Source organism: Caballeronia sp. LZ029, from assembly GCF_031451275.1.
Classification (GTDB): domain Bacteria; phylum Pseudomonadota; class Gammaproteobacteria; order Burkholderiales; family Burkholderiaceae; genus Caballeronia; species Caballeronia jiangsuensis.
On sequence record NZ_JARUXO010000001.1, the window covers coordinates 3144712 to 3165842 of the forward strand.

Consider the following 21131-nt stretch of genomic DNA (forward strand, 5'->3'; position numbering starts at 1 on the left):
ACCATCGTTCGACGATCGACCAACGAACGAGAACCGGATGAACATTCCGTCGCAAGCGCCGCTTCATCTGCTGCATCGCGTGTCCGAAGGCACGCTCGCCACGCATTCGCGCGAGCCGCGCGGCTTTCCCTACCCGACCGCGCTGCCGTTTGCGCCGACCGCTCGCCACGTGCCGATGTTGCTCATCAGCCATCTTGCCGAGCACACGCGCAATCTTCACGCCGATGCGCGCGCCGGTTTTCTGGTCGCGCACGCTGCGGAGGGCGGCGTGCTGGACGGCCAGCGCCTGACCATGCTCGGCAGCTTTGCGCCGGCGCGGCCGGAGGAAAGCGCGGAACTTGCGCAGCGTTATCTGCGCTATCACCCGGATGCTGCGCGATATCTGGAACTCGGCGATTTCTCTTTCTGGGTGATGTCGCTGGAACGCATGCGGTATATCGGCGGATTCGGTGCAATGGGCTGGCTCGCCGGCGAAGAGCTCGATTCGCTGCCACCGCTTTGTGCGGCGGACGAATCGTCGCTCTGCGAATATTTCGATGCTTACACGAGCCAGCCGGAGAATCTCCGTTTATTGGGGGTAGACCGGTACGGCTGCGATTTGCTGCTTACCGGGACGCGCAATCGTTTTACGTTCGATTACCCGAAACTGACGAACGAGGATTTGAAGGCTGCGCTTATCGATTGCTTCGAGCGGCAAGGCGACTTTTCCGTGCGATAAATCCGAATCTGTTGCGACCCGATTTCGCTTCGAGTGACCGGATGTCTCAATGATTCGCGGCAAGTTGCCATCTCATGAAATTTTCCGGCCGAATTTATTGGCCTTGTTTTCATTCGATGCCATGACGCCATCGGGGGATCGTTTCATCAACTCGTTTTAGATCGTATCAACAACCGCTCCAAACTCGGAATTTTCGGCAAATGTTACGAAGAAAGTTGCTAAACTTTTTATTAAGTGGCAATGCGCACATGCCGCGTTAATGGGAACTGTGTTAATCTGCGTCCCAGTCCGAGGCTTTACAGATACTGATAACTGAAAGCGAGCGCGTTGATTCGCAAAGTCAGCAAACCACTTAGGGAATTGCCATGCCGTCATACAAGGAACTCCTCGCACAACGCGAGTCTCTCGAACGTCAGATTGAAGAAGCGAAGTCGCGCGAATACGCCGAAGTGCTTAATGAGATCAAGCAGAAGATGGCGGATTATGGCATCACGCTTCAGGAACTTGCTGGCGGTCGGAGCGCGAAAGGCGCGAAGGCCGCGCGTAGCCGTTCGGGCGTGGCGCCGAAATATCGTGACCCGGAAAGCGGCAGCACCTGGTCGGGCCGCGGCAAGCCGCCGAAGTGGATCGCCGGACAAGATCGGGACAGCTTCCTGATCGGCAAGTAAATTCTGAGCCGAATCATGCGAAAAATAGGCCGCGTTACATGACGCGGCCTTTTTTATTTCGCAGGCTGATAAATTTGCATCGCCGGTCGCTCGACGGCTGATCCTGAACCAAAATACCGCGCGCGCCCAGACGCTCCGAGACTCACCCGCTGATAAAATTCGAAGGTGAAAGGCTCGAGTTCAATTACATGTCGCTTTCGACGACGCGCACCGCGGAAAAACAGGAGGTCGCCCGAAGAACCACCTGGCGGAGCATTGCGCTAAATAGCGTGCTAACCACGGCGCAACTCGTCGTAGGCTTTCTTGCTCACTCTCAGGCACTGATTGCGGACGGCGTTCATTCGCTGGCGGACATTGTGTCTGATTTTATCGTGCTGATTGCGAACGAGCACGCGGGCGCGGCACCGGACGTCGACCATAACTACGGCCATAACCGTTATGAGACGGTGGCTTCATTGTTCCTCGGCGGATTACTGGTCGCGGTGGGCGTCGGAATGCTGTGGCGTGCCGGGTCGCGAATCGTCAACCTTCAGGATATTCCGCCGGTAAAGGTCGGCGCGCTGGCGGTCGCGATAATCGTGCTCGTTTCCAAGGAAGCGCTTTTTCGCTATATGTTGCGCGCCGCTGAACGGGTGCGCTCCGCGATGCTTGTCGCAAATGCGTGGCATGCGCGCTCGGATGCCGCTTCTTCGCTGGTTGTCGCTCTCGGGATAATCGGCAGTTTGGCGGGATTCCGGATTTTGGACCCGATCGCCGCCGCGCTTGTCGGCTTCCTGATCGGCAAAATGGGATGGACGTTCGCGTGGGACGCATTACAAGATCTTTCAGATCGCGCACTCGATCAGGCGACCACCGGCGATTTGCGAGCCATTTTGCTGACGACGCCCGGCGTGCGCGAAGTCCACGAATTCCGGACGCGCAAAATGGGCGATCTCGCGATCGTCGATGCCCACATACTCGTCGATCCGCTCATTTCGGTTTCGGAAGGCCATTACATCGCCGAATCGGCGCGCGCGAACATGCTGGCCGACACGCGGGTCATCGACGCGCTCATTCATGTCGATCCCGAACTCGATGAACTCAATCCGTTGCCGGGCAATTTCCCGTTGCGTTCAACCGTCAGCGACGCTGTGCGCGCGGCTTTCGCGCGACAGGGTTTAGCAGTGGAGACTTTGAATCTGCACTATCTGAGCAGCGGCTTCAATGTGGATGTCATGCTGCCCGCGCCAGGCGCAGAGGACACCGCCGAAAAGCTGAAGTCGATCGATCTCGATGCGCTCGAACGCAAGATCGGCGCGCGTGAGATTCACGTGGCGCAGGCGCTCGATCTCGCGCCTGCCTCGACGACGAAGCGCGCGATCGATACGCCACGCTGAACGCCGCTCAGAGCGGCAATTGCGTGTCGAACTTGATTTCGCGAAGCACGACGCTCGTTCGCACCTGCGCGACGGCAGGAATCTTGAAGATGCGATCGTGCAGGAACGCGTCGTACGCCTTGATATCCGGCGCAACGATCTTGAGGATGTAATCGGACTCGCCGGTCGTGCTGTAGCACTCGGTCACTTCCGGGCAGGTCGCGATCTCGCGCTCGAACTGCTCGACGCCGCCCTCGGTGTGACGCGTCAGATGGATATGCGCGAGCGCGCAGACGTGCAGGCCGAGCTTCTCGCGGTCGAGCAGCGCCGTGTAGCGCTGAATGACGCCCGATTGCTCCATGTCCTTGATGCGCCGCCAGCACGGCGTGCTCGACAAGCCGACCTGGTCGGAGATTTCCTGAACGGAGCGCCGTGCGTCGAGCTGCAGAAGACGCAGGATTTTTTGTGAGAATGTATCGAGAGTCAACTGCGCCTCCGTTCGGTCGCGATTTGACTCTCATGGTAGAGGCGCCGGAAAAGAAACGCAATGCAAAGCGCCTGCACTGAGGGAGTTTCCCTAACTCATTGGCCTGACTGCGCGGTTTTACCTTCGCCGATCTCGTCCGATTCGGCCGATGTCCGCGCCAGCGCGGCCTGCGACGCCCGCAGCTCCGCGAGCATGTTGCAAAAGAGCGCGCCTTGCTCGATCGCGTCGTCGAGCGCGACATGCGTATGCGGCAACTCGTCGAACCAATGCTTCGGCAGGCGCGGCTTGATCGCCTTGCGGTATGGCAGGCCGGTCATCGCGAAGGCGAGCGTCTTGATGTCGAGCGCCGACCACGAGAAAGGACAGCGCTCGGCAAAGCGCATCATGTACCAGAACATGTAGGTGAAGTCGAAGCCCGCCGGATACGCGACAAACACCGGTTTGCCAGGCAGCGCCTCCACCCAGTCGACATAAGCCGGCAGTGCGATCTCCGGCTTCTGCAAATCCTTGCGGCACGCGGCCCACGCGTCGGGCTGCGTTTTCCACCATGCGGCCTGAACCGGATGCGGCGCCGCGCCTTCCAGCGTTTCTAGATTCGCGGAGAAGGTGCCGATGAGCTGCTTGTCGGCCGTGAAGGCTGCCGAGGCGAAGCTCAGCATCGAATGCGGGCCGGGAATCGGGCCATCGGCCTCGACGTCGGTGCTGACGTAGATTTCGGGAATCGCGTTCACGCTGTCACTCCGTCGCGCACGAACGGGTTGGTGCGCCGCTCTTCGCCAAATGTCGATGCCGGGCCGTGACCGGGAACGAAGGTGACGTCGTCGCCGAGCGGCCAGAGCTTTTCGCGGATCGAACGGATGAGTTCCGCGTGATTGCCGCGCGGAAAATCGGTGCGGCCGATGGAGCCGGCGAATAGCACATCGCCGACGAACGCGAGTTGGTGCGCGCGGCTGAAAAACACGACGTGGCCCGGCGTGTGACCCGGACAGAAATAGACTTCCATCGATTCGTCGCCGAACTGCACGGTGTCGCCGTCGGCCAGCCAGCGTTCGGGCGTGAACGCCCCGGCGTTCGAAAAGCCGAAGCGCTGAGTCTGCGCGGGCAGTTGATCGATCCAGAACGCATCCTCACGATGCGGTCCTTCTATTTGTATGCCGTAATGGTCGGCGAGCGCCTTCGCGCCACCGCAGTGATCGAGGTGACCATGCGTCAGAAGAATCTTTTCGACGGTCACGCCCTGCCGCTCCACTTCCACGATGATGCGTTCGATGTCGCCGCCCGGGTCCACGATGGCGGCGAGTCTGGTCGCCTCGCAGATCACGATGGAACAGTTTTGCTGGAAGGGCGTCACGGGAACGAGAATGACTTTCATATGACTGTCGTCGGTACGCGCAGGCCTGTAAAAACGTTCATTGTACCGGTGCCATAACGCGCGCAAGGGTGACGGTTCGAGCGCTGGAAAACCCGTAAATATCGGCAATTCTTACGCTCATAGCGAAAATCAATGACTGATCGTTGGGTTTGGCGAGACGAACCGCTGTTTTTTTGTATAATGGCACTACTTGTGCATGGATCCAACCATGCCGTCAATAAGCGAAGGTTGAAACGCTAGTGCGTTTTTACAATCGCTGTCAGTACGCTGTTCGGGGCCAAAAGCCTCGCAATTGCAACTCAAGCACCTCCAGTAGGTGCACACGTCTTGTCCGGCCAGACGCCGCGCGTCTGTCAGATGGCTTTGCAGCCGTTACGCCGGATGGGGCCTACGCCGCCGTTCCTGCGCTTTGATGAATTTTTCAGCGCACGAATGTGATGCCACGTTCGATGGCGGCTTGTGGGGTCTGGTCAGGCTGCCGGGGACAGGTTGCGCCAGACGTGAACAATAACCGGGCGTTTGCGGCACGAGTGCGCCGCATCCGAGCACAGTTCGCCGTTCGCTTGACCGAGCGGCGTGCTGCTTTGCACGGCAAAGCCTCGAGCAGCCATGCGCGCGCCGACCAGCGCAGCGCGGCCGCTCCTTTTATCGTAAACACGTCTATGAATGCTCGATTTATTCGACATGTCGGAAGCCTGCTAGCAGTTGGTGTGCTGGCGGGTTGCGCCGCGCCGGGTTCGGGCGATGTCGCAGCCAATCCTCAGAAGACAGACTCTCTGAGCACGAGCAGTGCCCGCTCGACGGCGCCGCTCGCGTTCGATTCGCACCTTTCCGCACTTCCGGCCGACAAGCCGAACCAGGCTCAGTCGCTTTCGAGCGCCGAGCCGATCACGACCGGTCCCGACGCCGGCAGCTTCGAACAGAAGGGTAAGGCGTCGTGGTACGGCCGCATGTTCCATGGCCGCAAGACCGCGAGCGGCGAAAAGTTCAACATGAACGCGATGACCGCTGCTCACCGCACGCTGCCGCTCGCGTCGTGGGTGCGCGTGACGAACGAGTCCAACCACAAGACGGTGGTCGTGAAGATCAACGACCGTGGACCGTATGTGCGCGGACGCGTGATCGACTTGTCGTACGCCGCCGCGGCGGTGCTCGGCATGCGCGGCGCAGGCACGCAGAAGGTGAAGATCGAAGGTCTCACGCAGCAGGAAGCGCGTGCGGCGCGCGAAGAGCAGGCGCAAGCGCTTGCCGACGACAGCGTCAACTGATCCGACATCGCACTTTGCAGTACCCGAACGGGCCGTCTCGCGACGGCCCGTTTTCTATTCCGCTTCGTTTTCGTCGCGCTTCGAGAGCTTGAGCGCGCGTTCGTACAACGCGTTGCGCGATGCCCCCGTCAACGTCGCGGCGATGCGCGCCGCACTCTTCACCGACAACTCTTCCAGCAGCGTCGCGAGCAGCGCATCGTGCGCGTCGTCGGCATCCTGCGTTTCGGGCGCGCCTTCCACCACCAGAACGAATTCCCCGCGCTGACGATTCGCGTCCGCTTCGAGCCACGCTGGCCCTTCGGCCAGGGTGCATCGATGCAGGCTCTCATGTAACTTCGTCAGCTCACGAGCGATCAACAACTGCCGTTCGCCGCCGAACGCCTCGCCGAGCGCGCGCGTCGTTTCCACGATGCGATGCGGCGCTTCGTAGAACACCAGCGCCATCGGATGGTTGACGAGCGTGCGCAGTTGCGTGGCGCGCTGCTTCGACTTCGTCGGCAGGAAGCCGATGAACGAGAAGCCGCGCACCCACGCGCCCGCTGCCGAGAGCGCCGTCGTCAGCGCGCTCGCGCCTGGCAGCGGAATGACGGGCAGTCCGGCCTCGCGCACGGCATCGACGAGACGCGCGCCGGGATCGGAAATGCCGGGCGTGCCGGCGTCGGATACGCACGCGATGCGCTCGCCGTTCCTGAGATGCTCGATCACCCGTTCGGCGGCGCTGCGCTCGTTGTGCTCGTGCACGGCGATCGATGGCTTCGAGATGCCGTAGCGCGAGAGCAGTTGCGCGGTGTTGCGCGTGTCCTCGGCGGCGATGCGATCCGCGAGTTGCAACACGTGCAGCGCGCGCACGGTGATGTCGGCCGCGTTGCCGATCGGCGTTGCGACGATGTAGAGCGCGCTCGTCGGATAGTGCTGCCCGGCGGCGAGTTCGGAGATCTGAAGCATGGGCGCGGGCGTCGAAGGAAAGGACGTCATTTTGCCACGGGCGATCCGCATGGCTCGTCGACAACTTTTATGGAGGAGCCTTGTCCAAAGCGCTCGGCGATGTTTTCGAGTCGCATGCGCTCGAGTTTCTGCAGCGGCAGCGCATGCGCCTCGTCGCGCGCAACGTGACATGCCGGGGCGGCGAGATCGATCTCGTCATGCTCGATGAACGCGGCGCGCTCGTGTTCGTCGAAGTTCGGGCGAGGAAGAGCAGGCGTTACGCGAACGCCGTTGCGAGCGTGGACGCGAGAAAGCGTGCGCGCCTCGTGCATGCCGCGCAGCATTTTCTCGCGAGCTGGCGCGGTGCGTTGCCGGCGTGCCGCTTCGATGTCGTCGCGTTCGATGCGGGCCGCGTGCACTGGCTGCCCGATGCGTTTCGCGCCGACGAAGCATGAGCGAGCTTCGCTGCATGATGCATGCGGTAAACTGCGCAACTACCGACGCTTTGAGCGTTCAAGCCACATATTGCCGCGCGCCGCGGCCGATGATCGAGAGTCGATGTCAGTCGAACGTATTCAACAGCAATTCCGCGACAGCGCGGCACTCAAACTCGAAGCACTCGATGCGCTGGCGGTTCCGATCGCGGCCGCCATCGACACGCTGTTCGGCGCACTCGCCAACGGCAACAAGATTCTGGTCTGCGGCAATGGCGGTTCCGCTGCCGATGCGCAGCGCTTCGCCGCGCAACTGATCGGCCGTTTCGAGCGCGAGCGTCCGGGTTTGCCGGCCATCGCGTTGACGACGGATACATCGATTCTCACGGCCATCGGCAACGATTATGCGTTCGAACAGATCTTTTCGAACCAGGTCCGCGCGCTCGGTCAGTCGGGCGATGTGCTGCTCGCGCTCAGCACGTCGGGGAATTCGGTCAACGTGCTCGCGGCGATTCAGGAAGCGCACGAGCGCGAGATGATCGTGATCGCGCTGTCGGGCAAGGGCGGCGGCGCGATGACCGACGTACTCGCCGAAACCGACATCCACATCTGTGTGCCGTCCGATCGAACGGCGCGCATCCAGGAAGTCCATCTGCTGACCATTCACTGTCTGTGCGACGGCATCGATTCGATGCTGCTCGGAGACGACTGAAACTGAAAAGGGGAACGGAGTTGACGAACAAGACACGCGTCAAGGCGACGCTGGCCCAGGCCACGCTCGTGGTGAGCATGTTGTCCGGAGTCGCATTGACGTTGCAGGGCTGCGCCCTCGCGGTCGTCGGCGCGGCGGCCGGCGGCACGTTGATCGCCACGGATCGCCGCACGCTCGGTGCGCAGACCGAAGACCGCGAGATTCAGGTGAAGGCGCTTTCGCGGATCAACGAGAACCTGCCCGATACGGCGCATGTCAACGTGACCGTGTTCAACCGGCGCGTGCTGCTGACTGGCGAGGTGCCTGACGAGGCCTCGAAGCAGAAGGCCGAGGCCGTCGTGCGCGACATCAATAACGTGGGCAGCATCGTCAACGAACTGTCGATTCAGGGCGCGAGTTCGATCTCCTCGCGCGCGAACGACTCCTATCTCGAGACTCGCGTGAAGACCGCGATGGTCGGCGAGAAGGACTTGCGCGCGAACTACTACAAGGTGGTGTGCGAGCGCAGCGTCGTCTATCTGATGGGACTCGTCACGACGGACGAAGGCGCGCATGGCGCGGATGTCGCCGCGCGTGTGCCGGGCGTGGAGCAAGTCGTGAAGGTGTTCCAGTACATCAAGCCTGAAGAGGCGCAGGCGCTGGAAGCGGCGGCCGCATCCGATGCGAGCGCGGTCTCCGCGTCGAACCCGCCCGCGCCTGCTGACGCGACGGTCGGCACGGTGCCCGATTCGGGCGTGACGTCGCGTCCGCTCGATTCGCAGTCGCCCGCGCCCGTGAAGAACTCGGATGTGCATCCGGGCAATCCTAGTCCAGTTCCAGCGGCGAAATGAGCATGGCGCGTTTGATTTGCGGCGCGGTGTTGATCGCTGCGTCTTTCGGTGTGGTCGCGGCAGAGCAGCCCGTGTCATCCGCGAATGCGATGACGATCGCGCGAAGCAATGCGTGCATGGGCTGTCACGCGATCGATCGCAAGCTCGTGGGACCTTCGTTTCAGCAGGTCGCCGAGAAGTACAAGGGCGATGTGCAAGCGAGCGCGAAGCTTGAAAAGAAGGTGAAGAGCGGTGGCGCGGGCGTGTGGGGTTCCATTCCGATGCCTTCCCATCCCAAGATGAACGATGCGGATATCAAGGTCGTTGTCGCATGGATTTTGGCGGGGGCGCCGTTGAAGTAGTGCTGCGCTGAATCGTCCGAGGGCTTGCCTGCGGGCGATTTCGCTGTGATACAATTTTGGTTCGTTGGGGGGGTAGCTCAGCTGGGAGAGCGTCGCGTTCGCAATGCGAAGGTCGGGAGTTCGATCCTCCTCCTCTCCACCAACAGATTCAATCATCATTGATGGGCAAGGCAATCTTGCCCAGATGTCGCCGGTCTTGGCTTGGGTGTCCCGAACAGGTGTCCCAAACCGAGCCGGCCCATGTCCTTCAGACTCCCCGCCTATCTGCACCGCAACCGCCACGGCATGCTCTATTTCCGGCTGACCGTGCCACCAGACCTGCGTCCTATTGTGGGGCAGGCCGAGATCTATCGCAGTCTGGGGAGTGCCAGTGTTCGGCTCGCTGCCGACAGGGCGCAGACCCTCAGGATCACGCTGCAGCGTCTATTTTCGGATCTCAGAGAAGGCGGTAAGCAAGACATGAACGGGGAAGCATACAAGGCGCTGCGGGCGTTGCTCGATCAGCGAAAGATTACTGCGCGCCACATGGAGCAGCGGGAGGATCTGGAATCCCGGATCTCCGCAATGAAATCCGAGCAGTTCCGGATGACAGCCGAGCACGGCCGCATGCTGGAAGCGGTGCAGAAGGCCCAGGCCGCCGCCGGCGGCGAGGTGGTTAAGGCGGGCGACTCACCGGCACCTGTCAACATGCCTCCCATGAAGACAGGCGCCACAGGCGTGCCCTTTTCGCAGTTGTTCGAGGCGTTCTGCCGCTTCAAGGAGGGCGCCGGGGAATGGCGTGACCCTGAGTCTGACCGACTCTATCGTTACGGTCCCATCGTCAGGGAGTTCATCGCGTGTGTCGGGGACGTCGCCGACGTGTCGCTTGATGCCGGAGTCATCCGGACTTTCAAGCAGACGACACTCGGACGGGCCGATTTCAGCCAGGCGAAGAAGGCGAAGTATTTCGAGCATATCGGCTCGATCCTGCGATGGGCGCGAATCGAGCAATACGTTCGGGACGATCTGGCAGGCATTCTCAAGATGCCGGCGAAGAAGTCGACCGGAGGCTATGAACCGTTCTCCGACGACGATCTCACGCGTCTTTTTGAATCCGAGGACTACCAGCACGGAACCTTCGTCAAGGCGTCGCAGTTCTGGATTCCGCTGATCGGCCTCTACACCGGCGCGCGGATCACCGAGATCGCGCAATTACACCTGAGCGACATCCGGGAGCAGGATGGCGTTTGGCTCATCGATATCAACGATGACGACCTGAGAAAGCATCTAAAGTCCGAAAGCGCCACGCGCGCAGTGCCGATCCACCCGGTGCTGATAGGAGTCGGGCTGCTTCGTTACCATGCCGAGGTCAAGGCGGAGGGCTACGACCGGCTATTTCCCGACCTGACACGCACGAATAAAGCGAAGGATAGCTTCGGCGCCGACCCGTCGGAGTTCTTCACGGGCTACCGCCGTCGGCTGGGAGTGACCTCGAAGTCCGAAACGTTCGATGCGACCACCAACAAATGGACGGGGCGCGGCACGAAGGTTTTCCACTCGCTACGCGACACCGCCAACAGCAAGCTCCGGCACGCCGGTGTGACGCAGGAGCGAAGGGAGCGACTGGTCGGTCACGCGTCGCGCGACGTCAACAATAAGCATTACCGGCCGGCGGACATCAATGAGATGTTTCCGCTGTCGAGCCTTCGTGAAGACATCACGAAGCTGGACTATGGTCTGACGCATGCGTCCTACATAGGCACGGCGCGCCATCGCCGCGAACGCGTCAAGGGCGCGCAGCGTCAAGCGAGGATTGACGCCGAAGCCGTGACGTGACCTGCCGTAATTGACCACGCTTTCCCCGACCGCGTCTCGTCGAGAGCTGTAGGCCTCTATTGGCTAGTGATCTGGGGCTTCAGTGCTTTGTTTCGTAAAGTAGGGGCTGCGCGTAGGCGTATCGGAGGTCTGCGCCGTCTTCCCAAGGAAACTTTCCAAAGGGATCTGGCCAGATAATCTGAAGCGCACTGACATCCTCCCTAAGAACGTGCGCAATCCGGAGGTGTTTTCCGATCACCGAAGCCGGCACAGCACGGAAAAACACTCGGTTTCCGCGCAAGGTTTGATCATCGCTGTCGCCATCCTTGGGCGCGAAGCCATCATTTTTGATCCTCGCCGCAATATCATTCAGCACACCATGCGCAACGTCATAGGGCAGACCAAAGATTATTAGTTCCGGCTGCCCGTAGGTCGTCTCAAGGCCAACTGTATATGCGAACCCCGGAGTTGGCGGTTTCGCTTTTGCATCCGCTGCGATACCAATGACAGCATGACCATGTATAGCGACTGTGCGCTCGGTCTGGTCCAACACACTTTTCAACGGGTTCTTCGATTTGCTCAATGGGTTTTCTCCGCGCGTTGCGATGACTGTATCCCGGGTAGCCCTAGACTCCTTCGCAGGGACTCTACGAAGCAAGTGGCGAGCGGCTTCGATGCAGACCAGGTGCTATAGAGCCGAACGTCGGCGTGGTCGCAGTTCCGGACCGCCACTGCTCAGTGACTCATCGTTGAGCCAGCGGCGAGATTTTGCCGTGTTGCCCTTGAGAAATAGCAATTGTAACCCCGTCGGAGCTGGTGCCGACGAAGCGCCGGCCCGCTGCTTCGAGATCGAGTGCTATGAGAGACGCGCGTGAAGGGGCGTTGAGCGAGGTCGTTCTTGTGCGCAATACCACGGCCGATAGGCGAGCTAGGACCACAGTCGGGACGATGGTGGTTGCCAAGCCCGTCAACAGCTTCGCGAAGCTCGCTTGTCGGGCGATCAATCGGACGATAGACTAAAGGGTTTGCCGGAAAATACCGTAGTTTCGAAGACGGCGGCCCACTGCTTGTATTGAAATGTCCAAACACAAACCGATCCCAATCATTGACCTATTTGCTGGCCCCGGTGGCTTAGGCGAAGGGTTTGCCTCCGTGGAAGGAGCGCAATCAGATCGTCGTTTCGCGTTGCGTGTTTCAATCGAAAAGGATCCCATCGCTCACGGCACTCTTTCGCTGCGAGCGCTTTTCCGATCGTTCGGGAAAGACGCGGCCCCGGACTGCTACTACGACTACTTAAGAGGCAAGATTTCGAGGCAACAACTGCTGACGCATCCGCGAGTCACTGAGGATTCCATCCATTCAATGCGTGAGGCCCAGAATGCCGAACTCGGCGTTACGCCGCACGCAGAGGTCGACGACTGGATCTCTAAGGCTATTTCAGATGCTTCTGATTGGGTGTTGATTGGCGGTCCGCCATGCCAAGCATATTCGCTCGCGGGACGATCACGGATGAGGGGCGCTGATCCGGAAAAGTTTGAGAGAGACAAACGACATTTTCTTTACACTGAGTATCTCCGGATAATTCGACGTTTCAAGCCGTCGATCTTCGTCATGGAGAATGTAAAGGGCATGCTGTCTTCGACGCACGGCGGAGCACCGATTTTTGAGCGTATCATCGAAGACTTCACTGCGCCAATCGATGGAGTGAGATACGAGATTCGTTCGCTTGTTGTGAAGGGCACAGCAGAACACCTCCGGCCTCAAGATTTCGTGATTGAAGCGGAGCGTTATGGAATTCCTCAAAAACGCCATCGGGTGATCTTGCTGGGAGTTCGTTCTGATTACTCTCACATTCCTCACAAACTTCTCGAACTTTCGCGCGAGCCGGTGACCGTTGAGCAGACAATAAACGATCTGCCGCACCTGCGGAGCCGCCTCTCGAGTAGAGATTCCGACGAAGACTGGCTCAACGCAATCAGAGGGACGAAGAGTCTGCTCGATGATTGGCACCATCCTTATAGTTCGGCAGTTCGACGAGCAGCGTCTGAAGCAGGCAAAGCGGCAAGTCGTAACAGTTCCGTTGGACGCTCGTTTTTCCCCAGAGAGAAAGGAACATTGTCTTTGATGTCTCGTCATAGGACGTGGTATCAAGACAAGAGGCTAAAAGGTTGGGTTCAACATGAGAGCCGAGGACATATGGCATCTGATCTTCAGCGTTATATGTTTGCCTCATGCTTCGCACAGGAGACCAAGGCGTCTCCAAAATTGGCTGACTTTCCTGACATATTGCTGCCCGCCCACGTTAATGCGCGTGATGTCGGGGCGCCCTTCGCCGACCGATTCCGCGTGCAATTGGCCAAAAGCCCTGCGTCTACAATCGTTTCACATATTGCGAAGGACGGACACTACTACATTCACCATGACCCGGCTCAATGTCGGAGTCTGACCGTGCGCGAGGCAGCTCGTATTCAAACGTTTCCCGACAACTATTTTTTTGAAGGTAATAGGACCCAACAGTATCATCAAGTGGGGAACGCGGTGCCCCCATTGTTGGCCCGTAAGATCGCGAAGATTGTGTCAGACTTCATTAGCCTGGCAGAGCTAGAGCGATCTCGCCGATAGGTTGAGATCCCTGTATCCAAGAGGTTAAGACGCTCGGCAGGTCCGCTACCAGCGCTCGATCGCGCGTCGCACACTCCCAGATTGTCAGAACACGCCAGCCACTTGCGTTGAGTTCTGCGCTGGCTCGCCGGTCCCGCTCGATATTTCCGGCAAGCTTCTTCATCCAGAACTCTGGACGCGAGGCAGGAACCTTCGCAAGCTTGCAGTTCGGATGCTGGTGCCAGAAGCACCCGTGCACGAAAATCGCCACTTTCCATTTCGGGAGGACGATGTCGGGTGCTCCTGGAAGATCCTTACGATGGAGCCGAAACCGGAAACCCGCAGCGAATAGGGCGCGTCGCACCAGAAGCTCCGGCTTCGTGTGCTTTCCTCGTATGCCCGCCATCATCCTGCTTCGGGTTTCCGGTGAGACTATGTCAACCATCGATTAGCACTATGCACATTCGGGAATGGTTGCTGCAGCCGGTGAATAACTGGCTCCAAGTATGGCCGATTTACATTCGGGGCGCTTGGCCCACTCTGAGACCATTTTTCCGCCCGCGCTACGATGAAGCTCGTCGTTTACTTCGCGCGCCCACGTAGCAAGCTGTGCCAACATTTCTGGTGAAACAGCCTGCCGTGTCCAGATCCGGTCCAGATTGGTCCGCTCTCCAAGTAGGTGAGAAAATACCGAGATGACATAGGCAGTCACGTTGGCCTGAAATGCTTGAAACATTGGCCGAACAAGCTTCTGTGTTGCCTTGAAAATGATGCCCTTGGCTACCATGGCTTTGTATGTGTTGACATCGGGTAGTGGTGTCGAAGCTTCTTCGTCAGAAACCGTCAGTGTGGCCATGAAGCGATCAAAGTTTTTTTGCGAACCCAGACTTACCAAGTCCGGATTCTGTCCCCATGCATTGATGAACTTGGCAAGATCAGTTTTTGTAATCTTCCGCGCCGGCGGAATAGCTTCTTTAAGCTGCCTTAATTTGGCCGCGGTGACGCCTTCGCGCATTAGTAAAGTGTTATAACTTCCCGCTGCGCGTTCGTAGAACCAGCGGCTGACTCCGTCAGGGCAATATACGGCAAGCGACAGTTTCTCCACTTCAACATGAAAAGGTTTGTTCGCAGAAAGATCTGATTGCTTGACCGAATTTTGACTGTTTGCGAAACGCGAAATGTCGGAAACAAGGGCTTCTTCGCGCGCGGCATCCTCCGTTTTCATGACGATGATTTTCGCGGCGACTCGCACATGAGATAAGTCAGTGTCCGGATATTTTTTCTTGGAAAAGTAAATGGAAGCCGTGGTTTGCCCTCCATTGACGATCTGCAAACCCTTCAGCCACGCAATGCCAGGCGTTCCGTCGGAATTCCGTTCCAGACGCATCTCGTCGGCAACCACCACAATCCCGTTGTTGTAGGCAATAAAGTGCGAGGGTGACGTGCGCAACGTGTTCTGAATTCCTGCGTTCACTCCTAGTCTCTTGACACTGAGGAACGAGCGCACGTTGGCTTCAAGGAGTCGTGCCCCAAACCGCTCGTAGATGAAGCGAAGTGCCTCTCCAGGCACAGCGGTCAGAGCGTAGTCGTAGTCGCCACTATCTCCGGGAACAAAGACGCAGGGTATGGGCGCGCCCGAGACTTCCTTGAAGTCCACCACTATCTCATCTCGCGGCTTGCCTTCCGACCAATGCCGAAAGAGGCGCTCGATGTCCATAACTTCAAGCCGAACTGCCTTGCCCGCGATTTCAAGTGTCTTGAAGCTCTTCGATCTTGCTAGCTTGTCGGTAAGGACAAAAACGCGAACTTGCTCGAGTTCGTTATAGATTGACTGAATTGTGTAGGCGAGCGACTTCACATCTGAGGAGTCGTCAAGTTCGGCAGCCATTTTTCCTTCCGCGCAGCGCGCAAGAAATCGGAGGCATTGCTCAACGGCCGTCTGTGTTTCCTTATCCGCGACGGGGGTGACTTCGTCTACGCCGTCATACAGACTCACAAATAAATCGAGTTGCTCGGCGTCGTCGGATATTGAATAACCGCTTAGCCTGAGCACCGCGTTGCGAACTCGACCTTGATAGTGACAGACGACCGGCTCAAAAGTCATTCCGATGTCTGAGAGGTGTTGCATCACGATGTCCGAGAACACCATCTCGTCAAATAGGCCGCCTTCGCCGAGCTGAGCTCTCACTTCGCGCTGCGTTTCTGCCAAAAACTCCTGAAGATCCATTTTTACAGTGCTCCAAGTCTTCGAAGAACATCGACCGGAGCGACATTTTCTAATGTGGCCTGATCGACATCTATTTCATACGATGCATTCATCACGCCTGCGGGAACATTGCCGTGCGTGATACGTGGGAAATCTTTGCCTACATGCAAAATGCGAATCTCTGATAGGGAGAAGCGCCTTGTGTAGCGCGTCGCATGCGCGTCAAGGTATCCCGCCGCGAGAAGCCGGTTGGCGAACGAATTGCCTGCAAACGGATCCTGAGCGATAGCCTGCTTGACATCATCAATGTATTGATGGAGCGCCCTGCCGGATTGATGCTCATAAAAACGCGCCGCGACGAAAAAAATCGGATGCCTAACTCCGTCGTCAAGTTGATCGAGAGAGCCGATTTTTGCGCGGAAGCCTTTACGCGCTAGCGTTGATTTCACCTCGATCGCACCTGCGCCGATGGAAAAATCTTGGGGAGCATCCAGTGGACCAACCCAAGACTCGATCACCGAGGCAAGGTCGATCCCTGCTTCGATCAGGATCTGGATGAAGCATAGTTCGCCAATCAGGCCGAGCTCGGCTTCAGGGCTTAAAACATTCGAACCAGCCTTCATGAAGTCCTGCCAAGCACGAACTCGTCCGAGAAAAATCCGTAAAAGTTCCTGCTCATCTAGCTTGGAATTCGCGTCCAATGCCCCAGCAACGTCGACCACCATCATCGAAAACAGCTCACCGCTGCCTTGCGGTTGGCGTGAGAGCGCAAGCCAGCCCGCGTTCGCGTCTGAACCGCCAAGTCTATCGACCGAAAACCCTTTCCCTCGGGGCAGGCTTTGTGAGGTCGGGATTGGAGCCGGAGCAAAGCACGCCAGCAAAGCTTCTTCATTGCCCGGGAAATGTCGTCCTGCACGCAGCAAGCATGATCCGGCAGGTGCCACCGGCACGGTTTGCCATCCGTCGGCAGAACTGAAGGCAGAAAGTGCCCTCCAGGCGTCCACAAACTCTTTAATCTGCCGCGCCATATTCCTGTTCCCAGATCAGGTGATCGACCTTGTATTCCACCTTCTGGCCAGAATCGCTACTTGGGAAGCTGACTCCGAACGCGATCACCGGCTTTTTCCAGCCATTGAATAAGTGCGCTTGTTCAGCCGCTTCTTCCACCGCTTTCTCCGGATCGAGCGGGTAAATAAGGAGCAGTCCTCGATTGCGAGCGGGAGCCAGCTGCCCCGGCACGCCAAACCCTCTCACATGGCGGATCTGTGGGCCACTAGGTGATTCAGGCGCCTTCGGAAGAGAGCCGTCTGTCTCTCTTGTCGGATCGGGTTTCCAAGCCTCTATGGTCGCTGCCAGGGCCGCGCTCCAAGCAACTTCATTCAAATCGATCGCCTCGTCGCGTGGCGAGAGCAAGCGACCGATGCTATATCGGTCAGAGATTTGTTTGTCCATAGATCGCTTGAGCATGTTTTCCACTCTCAGACCGTTCTGAAAGGTGTGGTCGTTGCCGGATCCTCCACCGATCAAAACTACCGTCCAGGCATCAAGCTCGCCCACTGCGTTCATCGCACGAACGAAATCGGAAAGCATCATGCTGTTGACCTTGCGTGCTTTGGGATGTGTCACATATCCCGCAAAAAAGTCCGCAATGAGATCTCCCGGCACCTTCGTCCAGACGTGGCTGTCATCCCATATCTGCGCCTTGCCGTTGCGGATCTGGCTCGGCCGCTCAGGACAAGGTGAGCCCATTTGACTCAAAAGAGTCTCTGTTGCCGCAAGATTGCTCTCGAGTCGGTCGTGCTCCTTGTAAAGGGAGACGGTCTCCAACAGTTGCCCACTAAAAGAGAGCTGCAAGCTTTTTGCGGTTCTCATCTTTAGCGGCGATGTGACCATTAACACCGGATGAGACTGGACCTTTAGGCCATATTCTCTCGGCGTTGCTCCGCTTGCTGCCATCACATCGAACTCTTCACGCAACTCCTCCGAGGCATCTGCAATGTGCCCAAACCATTCGATGAGATCCGACGTGGTATAGAGACGGCAAAGATCAACATATCCGGGCCGATATCCAAACCAACGCCCCATCTGCATGAGAGTGTCATACATTCGGGTCGTCCGGACGAAATAGCTCGTGCAGAGACCTTCGAGCGTCAGCCCCCGAGCAAGCTTGTCGCCGCCGATTGCGATCACCTTTAGTCCAAGGCCCTCATTCTCGATGTAGTCAACAACGTCTTTTGCCTTTCCGTTGACCATTCGAACCTGAATATCAGCAAGAGCGTTCGGGATTTCTTCGACGACCTGTTGCCATGTCAACACGTCGAACGCGCCGAAGAGGTCCGGAGCGCGCTCCTTTATTTCTTCGCTCTTCGGCTTGAAATCTGTTTCCCAAAGCAGCTGCATTTCACCAAGCAGCTCCTGATGATCAACCTGCCGCGAGATGCGCTGCTTCATGCGCGTGACCAACTCATCAACCTGTCGATGAACCTCTTTCTGAACGTCTGTGAAACGAGTCACATGAACGAGCATCGAACTATGTTCGTTTCTTTGCCCGCGGCATGCACGGGCAGCACACGTGAGCACGAAGGCGTGCACAGCCTTGACAAGCGATGCTGGGACGCTGTCTGAACCCTGATATAGGGGAATATGCGCTTTGTTGTGTTTGAGCGGCATCCATCCGGTCGTTCCATCATCACTTGCATGGTCATCGATCAGTCCGGTCAGAGGCAATCCGCCGGTGCGACCTTCTGTCGTCCGAAGGCCGAACAGGCGTGCCGGACCGATGTAGTTGGATGGCGCAGCGAGGTTGGTGATAAACGCGGATGGGAAAATGTCCGGACCCTCTTCCAGCGTCTCTGCTCGACGGTGGATAAAGATATTTGCGAACGGTGTCGCCGTGTATCCGACATATGCCGATTTTGCAAACGAATGAAGGATTTTGCGGATGCGGCTGTTTATCGCCTTTGGCTGATGCTCATCGTCAGGGGCGCCGTCGGCGTCAAATAGCTGCTCGCCCGTGTCGACGGACGCATGGTCTGCCTCGTCGTCGATGAGGAGCAGCGGAAGGTTCGATACATATTTTCGACCGGATGAGTCTGTGGCATCAGCGACGCGCCCGACGATCCATTTGAGCAATCTCTCTAAGACGGTCTTGTTCTTCTTCACCACGAATAGCCAAGGTCTTTCTTCGGGTGAAATTGCAAGATGCTTGGCGACCTTTGAATTGAAATCGCCAGCGTCGGACCGAAGAGTGGCGCAATTTGGCCGAATCTTGGAGTCGGCATCAATACCTCCGACCCCGATGATTTTGCCCATCTCGCGAATAGCTGCAGTCTCGTTTCCCAGAAATCCTTCCTCCAATCGAATCTGAGTCTGAGACCGAAGATTGTTGTGCATCCCCGCCAGAACGATGATGATCTTGTAGCCGGCATCGGCAGCTTTGCAAACCAGCCCTGTGTAGTTGCCTGTCTTGCCGGATTGCACATGTCCTACGACAAGGCCTCTTCGATCCCACGCACCTTCGCGCCGCGGATCCTCGAGGTTTCCGAGGACGCGATCGGTTGATGCATCAAGGGCGTCGACCGCATCGGCCGACATCTTGCGTTCCGACCACTCTCTATAGCGCTGCCAGTAACGCCAGTCCTTCTTTCGTGCTGAATCGAGCCACGCGACGTGTCCCTCAGAATTTTCGAGTGTCGAGTCCTGGCCGATCCATGAGCTGAATCGCCGAACGAGTTCGTCGATAGCGGCTCGCTCGTCAGCCTCGTCGAGCCCATCAGGCGCGAAGAGCATTCCCGCTGTTGAAACATTATCCGCGATCATGGCCGCAGTGATCTGGGACTTATCAGAAATACGCGACAGCAGATTCTGCGCGATCGTAATAACGCTTTGCAGGTTTTCTTTCGAGAGAGGCACTCGATATCCTTACGGCTTGACTAAGCCTGTCAAGCCTCGGTCGCGCCAAGCTGCGCGACGAGGTCAGGGTAGTTGTGAAAGGGTTCCATGTTGGCAAGCATCCGCTTTGCATTCTCGGGTGACGTGCCCTTACGCGTAACCATTTCGTCGTAGATCACGCGAAGAACGGAGATAACGTTGCTTGGCGGTTCATCGGCAAACTGAGTTCTGGGGGTGTCTTTGTTATCGGCCGTGTCAAGCCAGATGCGCTGAACGGGGACTGTCTCTTCGATCATTTTTAGCGTCGCCTGCACGAGAGGCTGCAGGGACCCGGCGGCATCGAGAAGTGCGCGGATTGCCGGATTGTTCGGATCTATCCGATAGCGAATACCTGACTTTGTTTTTTCCACTCGCCAAGCTAGCTCAACCGGCTCCTTGCCTGATTGAGCAACCGGTGATGCGCGAAACGCGAACACCTTGCGAGCGCGATCCCGAGTGTCCTCAGCAAGGCGAGTGAGCCACGGCCGAAGCGCAACCGGAGGTCGAGCACTTGACTTGCGAATGTCAATTTTCCATGCGGCGTCGGCCAGATTCGGGATGTCCAGGCGAATTCGAGCAAGCCTTTGCGACTCCTCCTTGTTCCACCCTCGTCCGCTTCCCAACCCTAGCCAGCTCCCCGCCACGAGCAAGCGTTCATTGCGGTAAACGTAGAAACCCTGCTGAAACGTCCATCCTTCGGGACCGGCAGCCCCATCAAATTCTGCCTGCGTCAGGCGGTCTTTATGTGGAAGAACATGGCACTCAACTTCGACGAGGCCATCCGGAGTTGGTTTGCGGGCGACCGGGGAGTTCCAGGGCTTGGCCGGATGTCCGACCATGAACGGATCCCACGGTAGAACTTTTCGACCATTGATTGTCAGGTTTAAGCGAGGGCGTGAGCCCTCAAGAAATCGATGAAAAACCATGGATAGATGGCATTCGACCCGATCGATCAGATCGAGATAGTCTTCTGCCCTGTATCCACTTGTCACAATTCGATCGAGTCTCTCCCAGAGAACAAGCGTGCCGGACTGGCGCTCGTCTAATGGTGTGAGAAACGCGTCTGAACCAGGCGCCGCTCCCTCGAAGAGCAGCCAGTCATCATCTCGACGGGCTTCCAGCGCATCAAGATCCCATCGCAGACAGTGTCGGTCGCTGGCACACTTGGACGCAACGGTCAGTCTTCTGCATTGAGAAAGCGAGGCTGTTTTCAGGCCCATTCCAAATCGACCAAGGTCGTGACTGGAGCGAACTTGGAGGGGGTTTTTGTCGCCGAGCCGCATCGCGCTTTCCAGCTCTCCGTCGGTCATCCCACGACCGTCATCGAGAACATGGATGCGACTGAGCTCTCCGTCCCAACTAAACGCGACGTCAACGCTTGTTGCTAGGGCGGAGACGCTGTTATCAATAATGTCTGCGAGCGCCGTTGCCGTGGAGTATCCGAGTCCTCGCAGGGACTCGAGCATTGCTCCCGCTCTTGGTGGCGCTTTT

General features: G+C 58.1%; 20 protein-coding genes and 1 tRNA gene. 11 read left to right on the forward strand and 10 right to left on the reverse strand.

Annotated features, from left to right (window positions below; all coding sequences use genetic code 11):
- Positions 1-37: 37 nt before the first annotated feature.
- The 3 genes from QCE73_RS14820 (at position 38) to QCE73_RS14830 (ending at position 2762) form a co-directional block, all read left to right on the forward strand.
- Positions 38-718, forward strand: a complete 681-nt coding sequence (locus QCE73_RS14820; RefSeq protein ID WP_309881843.1) for a pyridoxamine 5'-phosphate oxidase family protein — start codon at positions 38-40, stop codon at positions 716-718.
- A 365-nt stretch (positions 719-1083) separates the two neighbouring features.
- Positions 1084-1386: an H-NS family nucleoid-associated regulatory protein gene (locus tag QCE73_RS14825; RefSeq protein WP_035499508.1), complete on the forward strand. Its 303-nt coding sequence runs from the start codon at positions 1084-1086 to the stop codon at positions 1384-1386.
- A gap of 188 nt (positions 1387-1574) precedes the next feature.
- Positions 1575-2762 carry a cation diffusion facilitator family transporter gene (locus QCE73_RS14830; protein WP_309881846.1) on the forward strand — a complete coding sequence of 396 codons (1188 nt, stop codon included), beginning with the start codon at positions 1575-1577 and terminating at the stop codon, positions 2760-2762.
- A 7-nt stretch (positions 2763-2769) separates the two neighbouring features.
- On the opposite strand, the gene QCE73_RS14835 is transcribed toward QCE73_RS14830, so the two are convergent.
- The 3 genes from QCE73_RS14835 to QCE73_RS14845 form a co-directional block, all read right to left on the reverse strand.
- Complete coding sequence (locus tag QCE73_RS14835) at positions 2770-3228, reverse strand: Lrp/AsnC family transcriptional regulator (RefSeq protein ID WP_008352298.1); 459 nt, start codon at positions 3226-3228, stop codon at positions 2770-2772.
- A 95-nt stretch (positions 3229-3323) separates the two neighbouring features.
- Entirely contained in the window at positions 3324-3959 is a 636-nt protein-coding gene (locus tag QCE73_RS14840; RefSeq protein ID WP_309881848.1) for an exonuclease, read from the reverse strand.
- Positions 3956-4600 carry an MBL fold metallo-hydrolase gene (locus QCE73_RS14845; protein WP_309881850.1) on the reverse strand — a complete coding sequence of 215 codons (645 nt, stop codon included), beginning with the start codon at positions 4598-4600 and terminating at the stop codon, positions 3956-3958. The genes QCE73_RS14840 and QCE73_RS14845 overlap by 4 nt, the downstream gene beginning before the upstream one ends.
- 662 nt (positions 4601-5262) lie before the next feature.
- Between QCE73_RS14845 and QCE73_RS14850 the strand changes: the two genes are divergently transcribed.
- The gene (locus tag QCE73_RS14850; RefSeq protein WP_187608158.1) at positions 5263-5868 is read left to right on the forward strand and encodes a septal ring lytic transglycosylase RlpA family protein; all 606 of its coding nucleotides are present in this window, start codon (positions 5263-5265) and stop codon (positions 5866-5868) included.
- Positions 5869-5922: 54 nt separating this feature from the next.
- On the opposite strand, the gene rsmI is transcribed toward QCE73_RS14850, so the two are convergent.
- On the reverse strand, positions 5923-6813 hold the full coding sequence (gene rsmI, locus QCE73_RS14855) for a 16S rRNA (cytidine(1402)-2'-O)-methyltransferase (protein WP_309881852.1): 891 nt from the start codon (positions 6811-6813) through the stop codon (positions 5923-5925).
- 80 nt (positions 6814-6893) lie between these two features.
- Here rsmI and QCE73_RS14860 point away from each other — a divergent pair, with 80 nt between their 5' ends.
- From QCE73_RS14860 to QCE73_RS14885, 6 genes are all read left to right on the forward strand, one after another.
- Positions 6894-7247, forward strand: a complete 354-nt coding sequence (locus tag QCE73_RS14860) for a YraN family protein (protein ID WP_309881854.1) — start codon at positions 6894-6896, stop codon at positions 7245-7247.
- A gap of 103 nt (positions 7248-7350) precedes the next feature.
- On the forward strand, positions 7351-7938 hold the full coding sequence (locus tag QCE73_RS14865) for a phosphoheptose isomerase (RefSeq protein WP_035499569.1): 588 nt from the start codon (positions 7351-7353) through the stop codon (positions 7936-7938).
- A 77-nt stretch (positions 7939-8015) separates the two neighbouring features.
- Complete coding sequence (locus QCE73_RS14870) at positions 8016-8768, forward strand: BON domain-containing protein (protein ID WP_309882021.1); 753 nt, start codon at positions 8016-8018, stop codon at positions 8766-8768.
- Positions 8765-9109, forward strand: a complete 345-nt coding sequence (locus QCE73_RS14875) for a c-type cytochrome (RefSeq protein ID WP_035499518.1) — start codon at positions 8765-8767, stop codon at positions 9107-9109. Before QCE73_RS14870 ends, QCE73_RS14875 begins: the two co-directional genes overlap by 4 nt.
- A gap of 66 nt (positions 9110-9175) precedes the next feature.
- A tRNA-Ala gene (locus QCE73_RS14880) sits at positions 9176-9251 on the forward strand.
- A 98-nt stretch (positions 9252-9349) separates the two neighbouring features.
- A complete protein-coding gene (locus QCE73_RS14885; protein ID WP_309881856.1) occupies positions 9350-10924 on the forward strand; it encodes a site-specific integrase in 1575 nt (524 codons plus the stop codon).
- Between the two features lie 79 nt (positions 10925-11003).
- Here QCE73_RS14885 and QCE73_RS14890 read toward each other — a convergent pair whose 3' ends face one another.
- Positions 11004-11486: a DUF4262 domain-containing protein gene (locus QCE73_RS14890; RefSeq protein ID WP_309881858.1), complete on the reverse strand. Its 483-nt coding sequence runs from the start codon at positions 11484-11486 to the stop codon at positions 11004-11006.
- A gap of 494 nt (positions 11487-11980) precedes the next feature.
- On the opposite strand from QCE73_RS14890, the gene QCE73_RS14895 reads away from it, so the two are divergent.
- Positions 11981-13525 carry a DNA (cytosine-5-)-methyltransferase gene (locus QCE73_RS14895; RefSeq protein ID WP_309881859.1) on the forward strand — a complete coding sequence of 515 codons (1545 nt, stop codon included), beginning with the start codon at positions 11981-11983 and terminating at the stop codon, positions 13523-13525.
- Here the strand turns inward: QCE73_RS14895 and QCE73_RS14900 are convergent.
- Genes QCE73_RS14900 through QCE73_RS14920 form a run of 5 tightly spaced genes read right to left on the reverse strand, consistent with a single transcriptional unit; the run spans position 13491 to position 21106 of the window.
- On the reverse strand, positions 13491-13949 hold the full coding sequence (locus QCE73_RS14900; RefSeq protein ID WP_309881860.1) for a DNA mismatch endonuclease Vsr: 459 nt from the start codon (positions 13947-13949) through the stop codon (positions 13491-13493). The genes QCE73_RS14895 and QCE73_RS14900 overlap by 35 nt on opposite strands.
- A gap of 9 nt (positions 13950-13958) precedes the next feature.
- Complete coding sequence (locus tag QCE73_RS14905; protein ID WP_309881861.1) at positions 13959-15731, reverse strand: AIPR family protein; 1773 nt, start codon at positions 15729-15731, stop codon at positions 13959-13961.
- Positions 15732-15733: 2 nt separating this feature from the next.
- Complete coding sequence (locus QCE73_RS14910) at positions 15734-16738, reverse strand: PD-(D/E)XK motif protein (RefSeq protein ID WP_309881863.1); 1005 nt, start codon at positions 16736-16738, stop codon at positions 15734-15736.
- Complete coding sequence (locus QCE73_RS14915; RefSeq protein WP_309881864.1) at positions 16722-19622, reverse strand: Z1 domain-containing protein; 2901 nt, start codon at positions 19620-19622, stop codon at positions 16722-16724. Before QCE73_RS14915 ends, QCE73_RS14910 begins: the two co-directional genes overlap by 17 nt.
- Before the next feature lie 29 nt (positions 19623-19651).
- Entirely contained in the window at positions 19652-21106 is a 1455-nt protein-coding gene (locus tag QCE73_RS14920) for an ATP-binding protein (protein ID WP_309881865.1), read from the reverse strand.
- Positions 21107-21131: the final 25 nt, after the last annotated feature.

Bases quoted from the DNA above. Each gene is read 5' to 3' on its own strand.
- QCE73_RS14820 (WP_309881843.1), top strand. From the start codon at position 38: ATGAACATTCCGTCGCAAGCGCCGCTTCATCTGCTGCATCGCGTGTCC.
- QCE73_RS14825 (WP_035499508.1), top strand. From the start codon at position 1,084: ATGCCGTCATACAAGGAACTCCTCGCACAACGCGAGTCTCTCGAACGT.
- QCE73_RS14830 (WP_309881846.1), top strand. From the start codon at position 1,575: ATGTCGCTTTCGACGACGCGCACCGCGGAAAAACAGGAGGTCGCCCGA.
- QCE73_RS14845 (WP_309881850.1), bottom strand. From the start codon at position 4,600: ATGAAAGTCATTCTCGTTCCCGTGACGCCCTTCCAGCAAAACTGTTCC.
- QCE73_RS14850 (WP_187608158.1), top strand. From the start codon at position 5,263: ATGAATGCTCGATTTATTCGACATGTCGGAAGCCTGCTAGCAGTTGGT.
- rsmI (WP_309881852.1), bottom strand. From the start codon at position 6,813: ATGCTTCAGATCTCCGAACTCGCCGCCGGGCAGCACTATCCGACGAGC.
- QCE73_RS14865 (WP_035499569.1), top strand. From the start codon at position 7,351: ATGTCAGTCGAACGTATTCAACAGCAATTCCGCGACAGCGCGGCACTC.
- QCE73_RS14870 (WP_309882021.1), top strand. From the start codon at position 8,016: ATGTTGTCCGGAGTCGCATTGACGTTGCAGGGCTGCGCCCTCGCGGTC.
- QCE73_RS14875 (WP_035499518.1), top strand. From the start codon at position 8,765: ATGAGCATGGCGCGTTTGATTTGCGGCGCGGTGTTGATCGCTGCGTCT.
- QCE73_RS14885 (WP_309881856.1), top strand. From the start codon at position 9,350: ATGTCCTTCAGACTCCCCGCCTATCTGCACCGCAACCGCCACGGCATG.
- QCE73_RS14895 (WP_309881859.1), top strand. From the start codon at position 11,981: ATGTCCAAACACAAACCGATCCCAATCATTGACCTATTTGCTGGCCCC.
- QCE73_RS14900 (WP_309881860.1), bottom strand. From the start codon at position 13,949: ATGGTTGACATAGTCTCACCGGAAACCCGAAGCAGGATGATGGCGGGC.
- QCE73_RS14905 (WP_309881861.1), bottom strand. From the start codon at position 15,731: ATGGATCTTCAGGAGTTTTTGGCAGAAACGCAGCGCGAAGTGAGAGCT.
- QCE73_RS14910 (WP_309881863.1), bottom strand. From the start codon at position 16,738: ATGGCGCGGCAGATTAAAGAGTTTGTGGACGCCTGGAGGGCACTTTCT.
- QCE73_RS14920 (WP_309881865.1), bottom strand. From the start codon at position 21,106: ATGCTCGAGTCCCTGCGAGGACTCGGATACTCCACGGCAACGGCGCTC.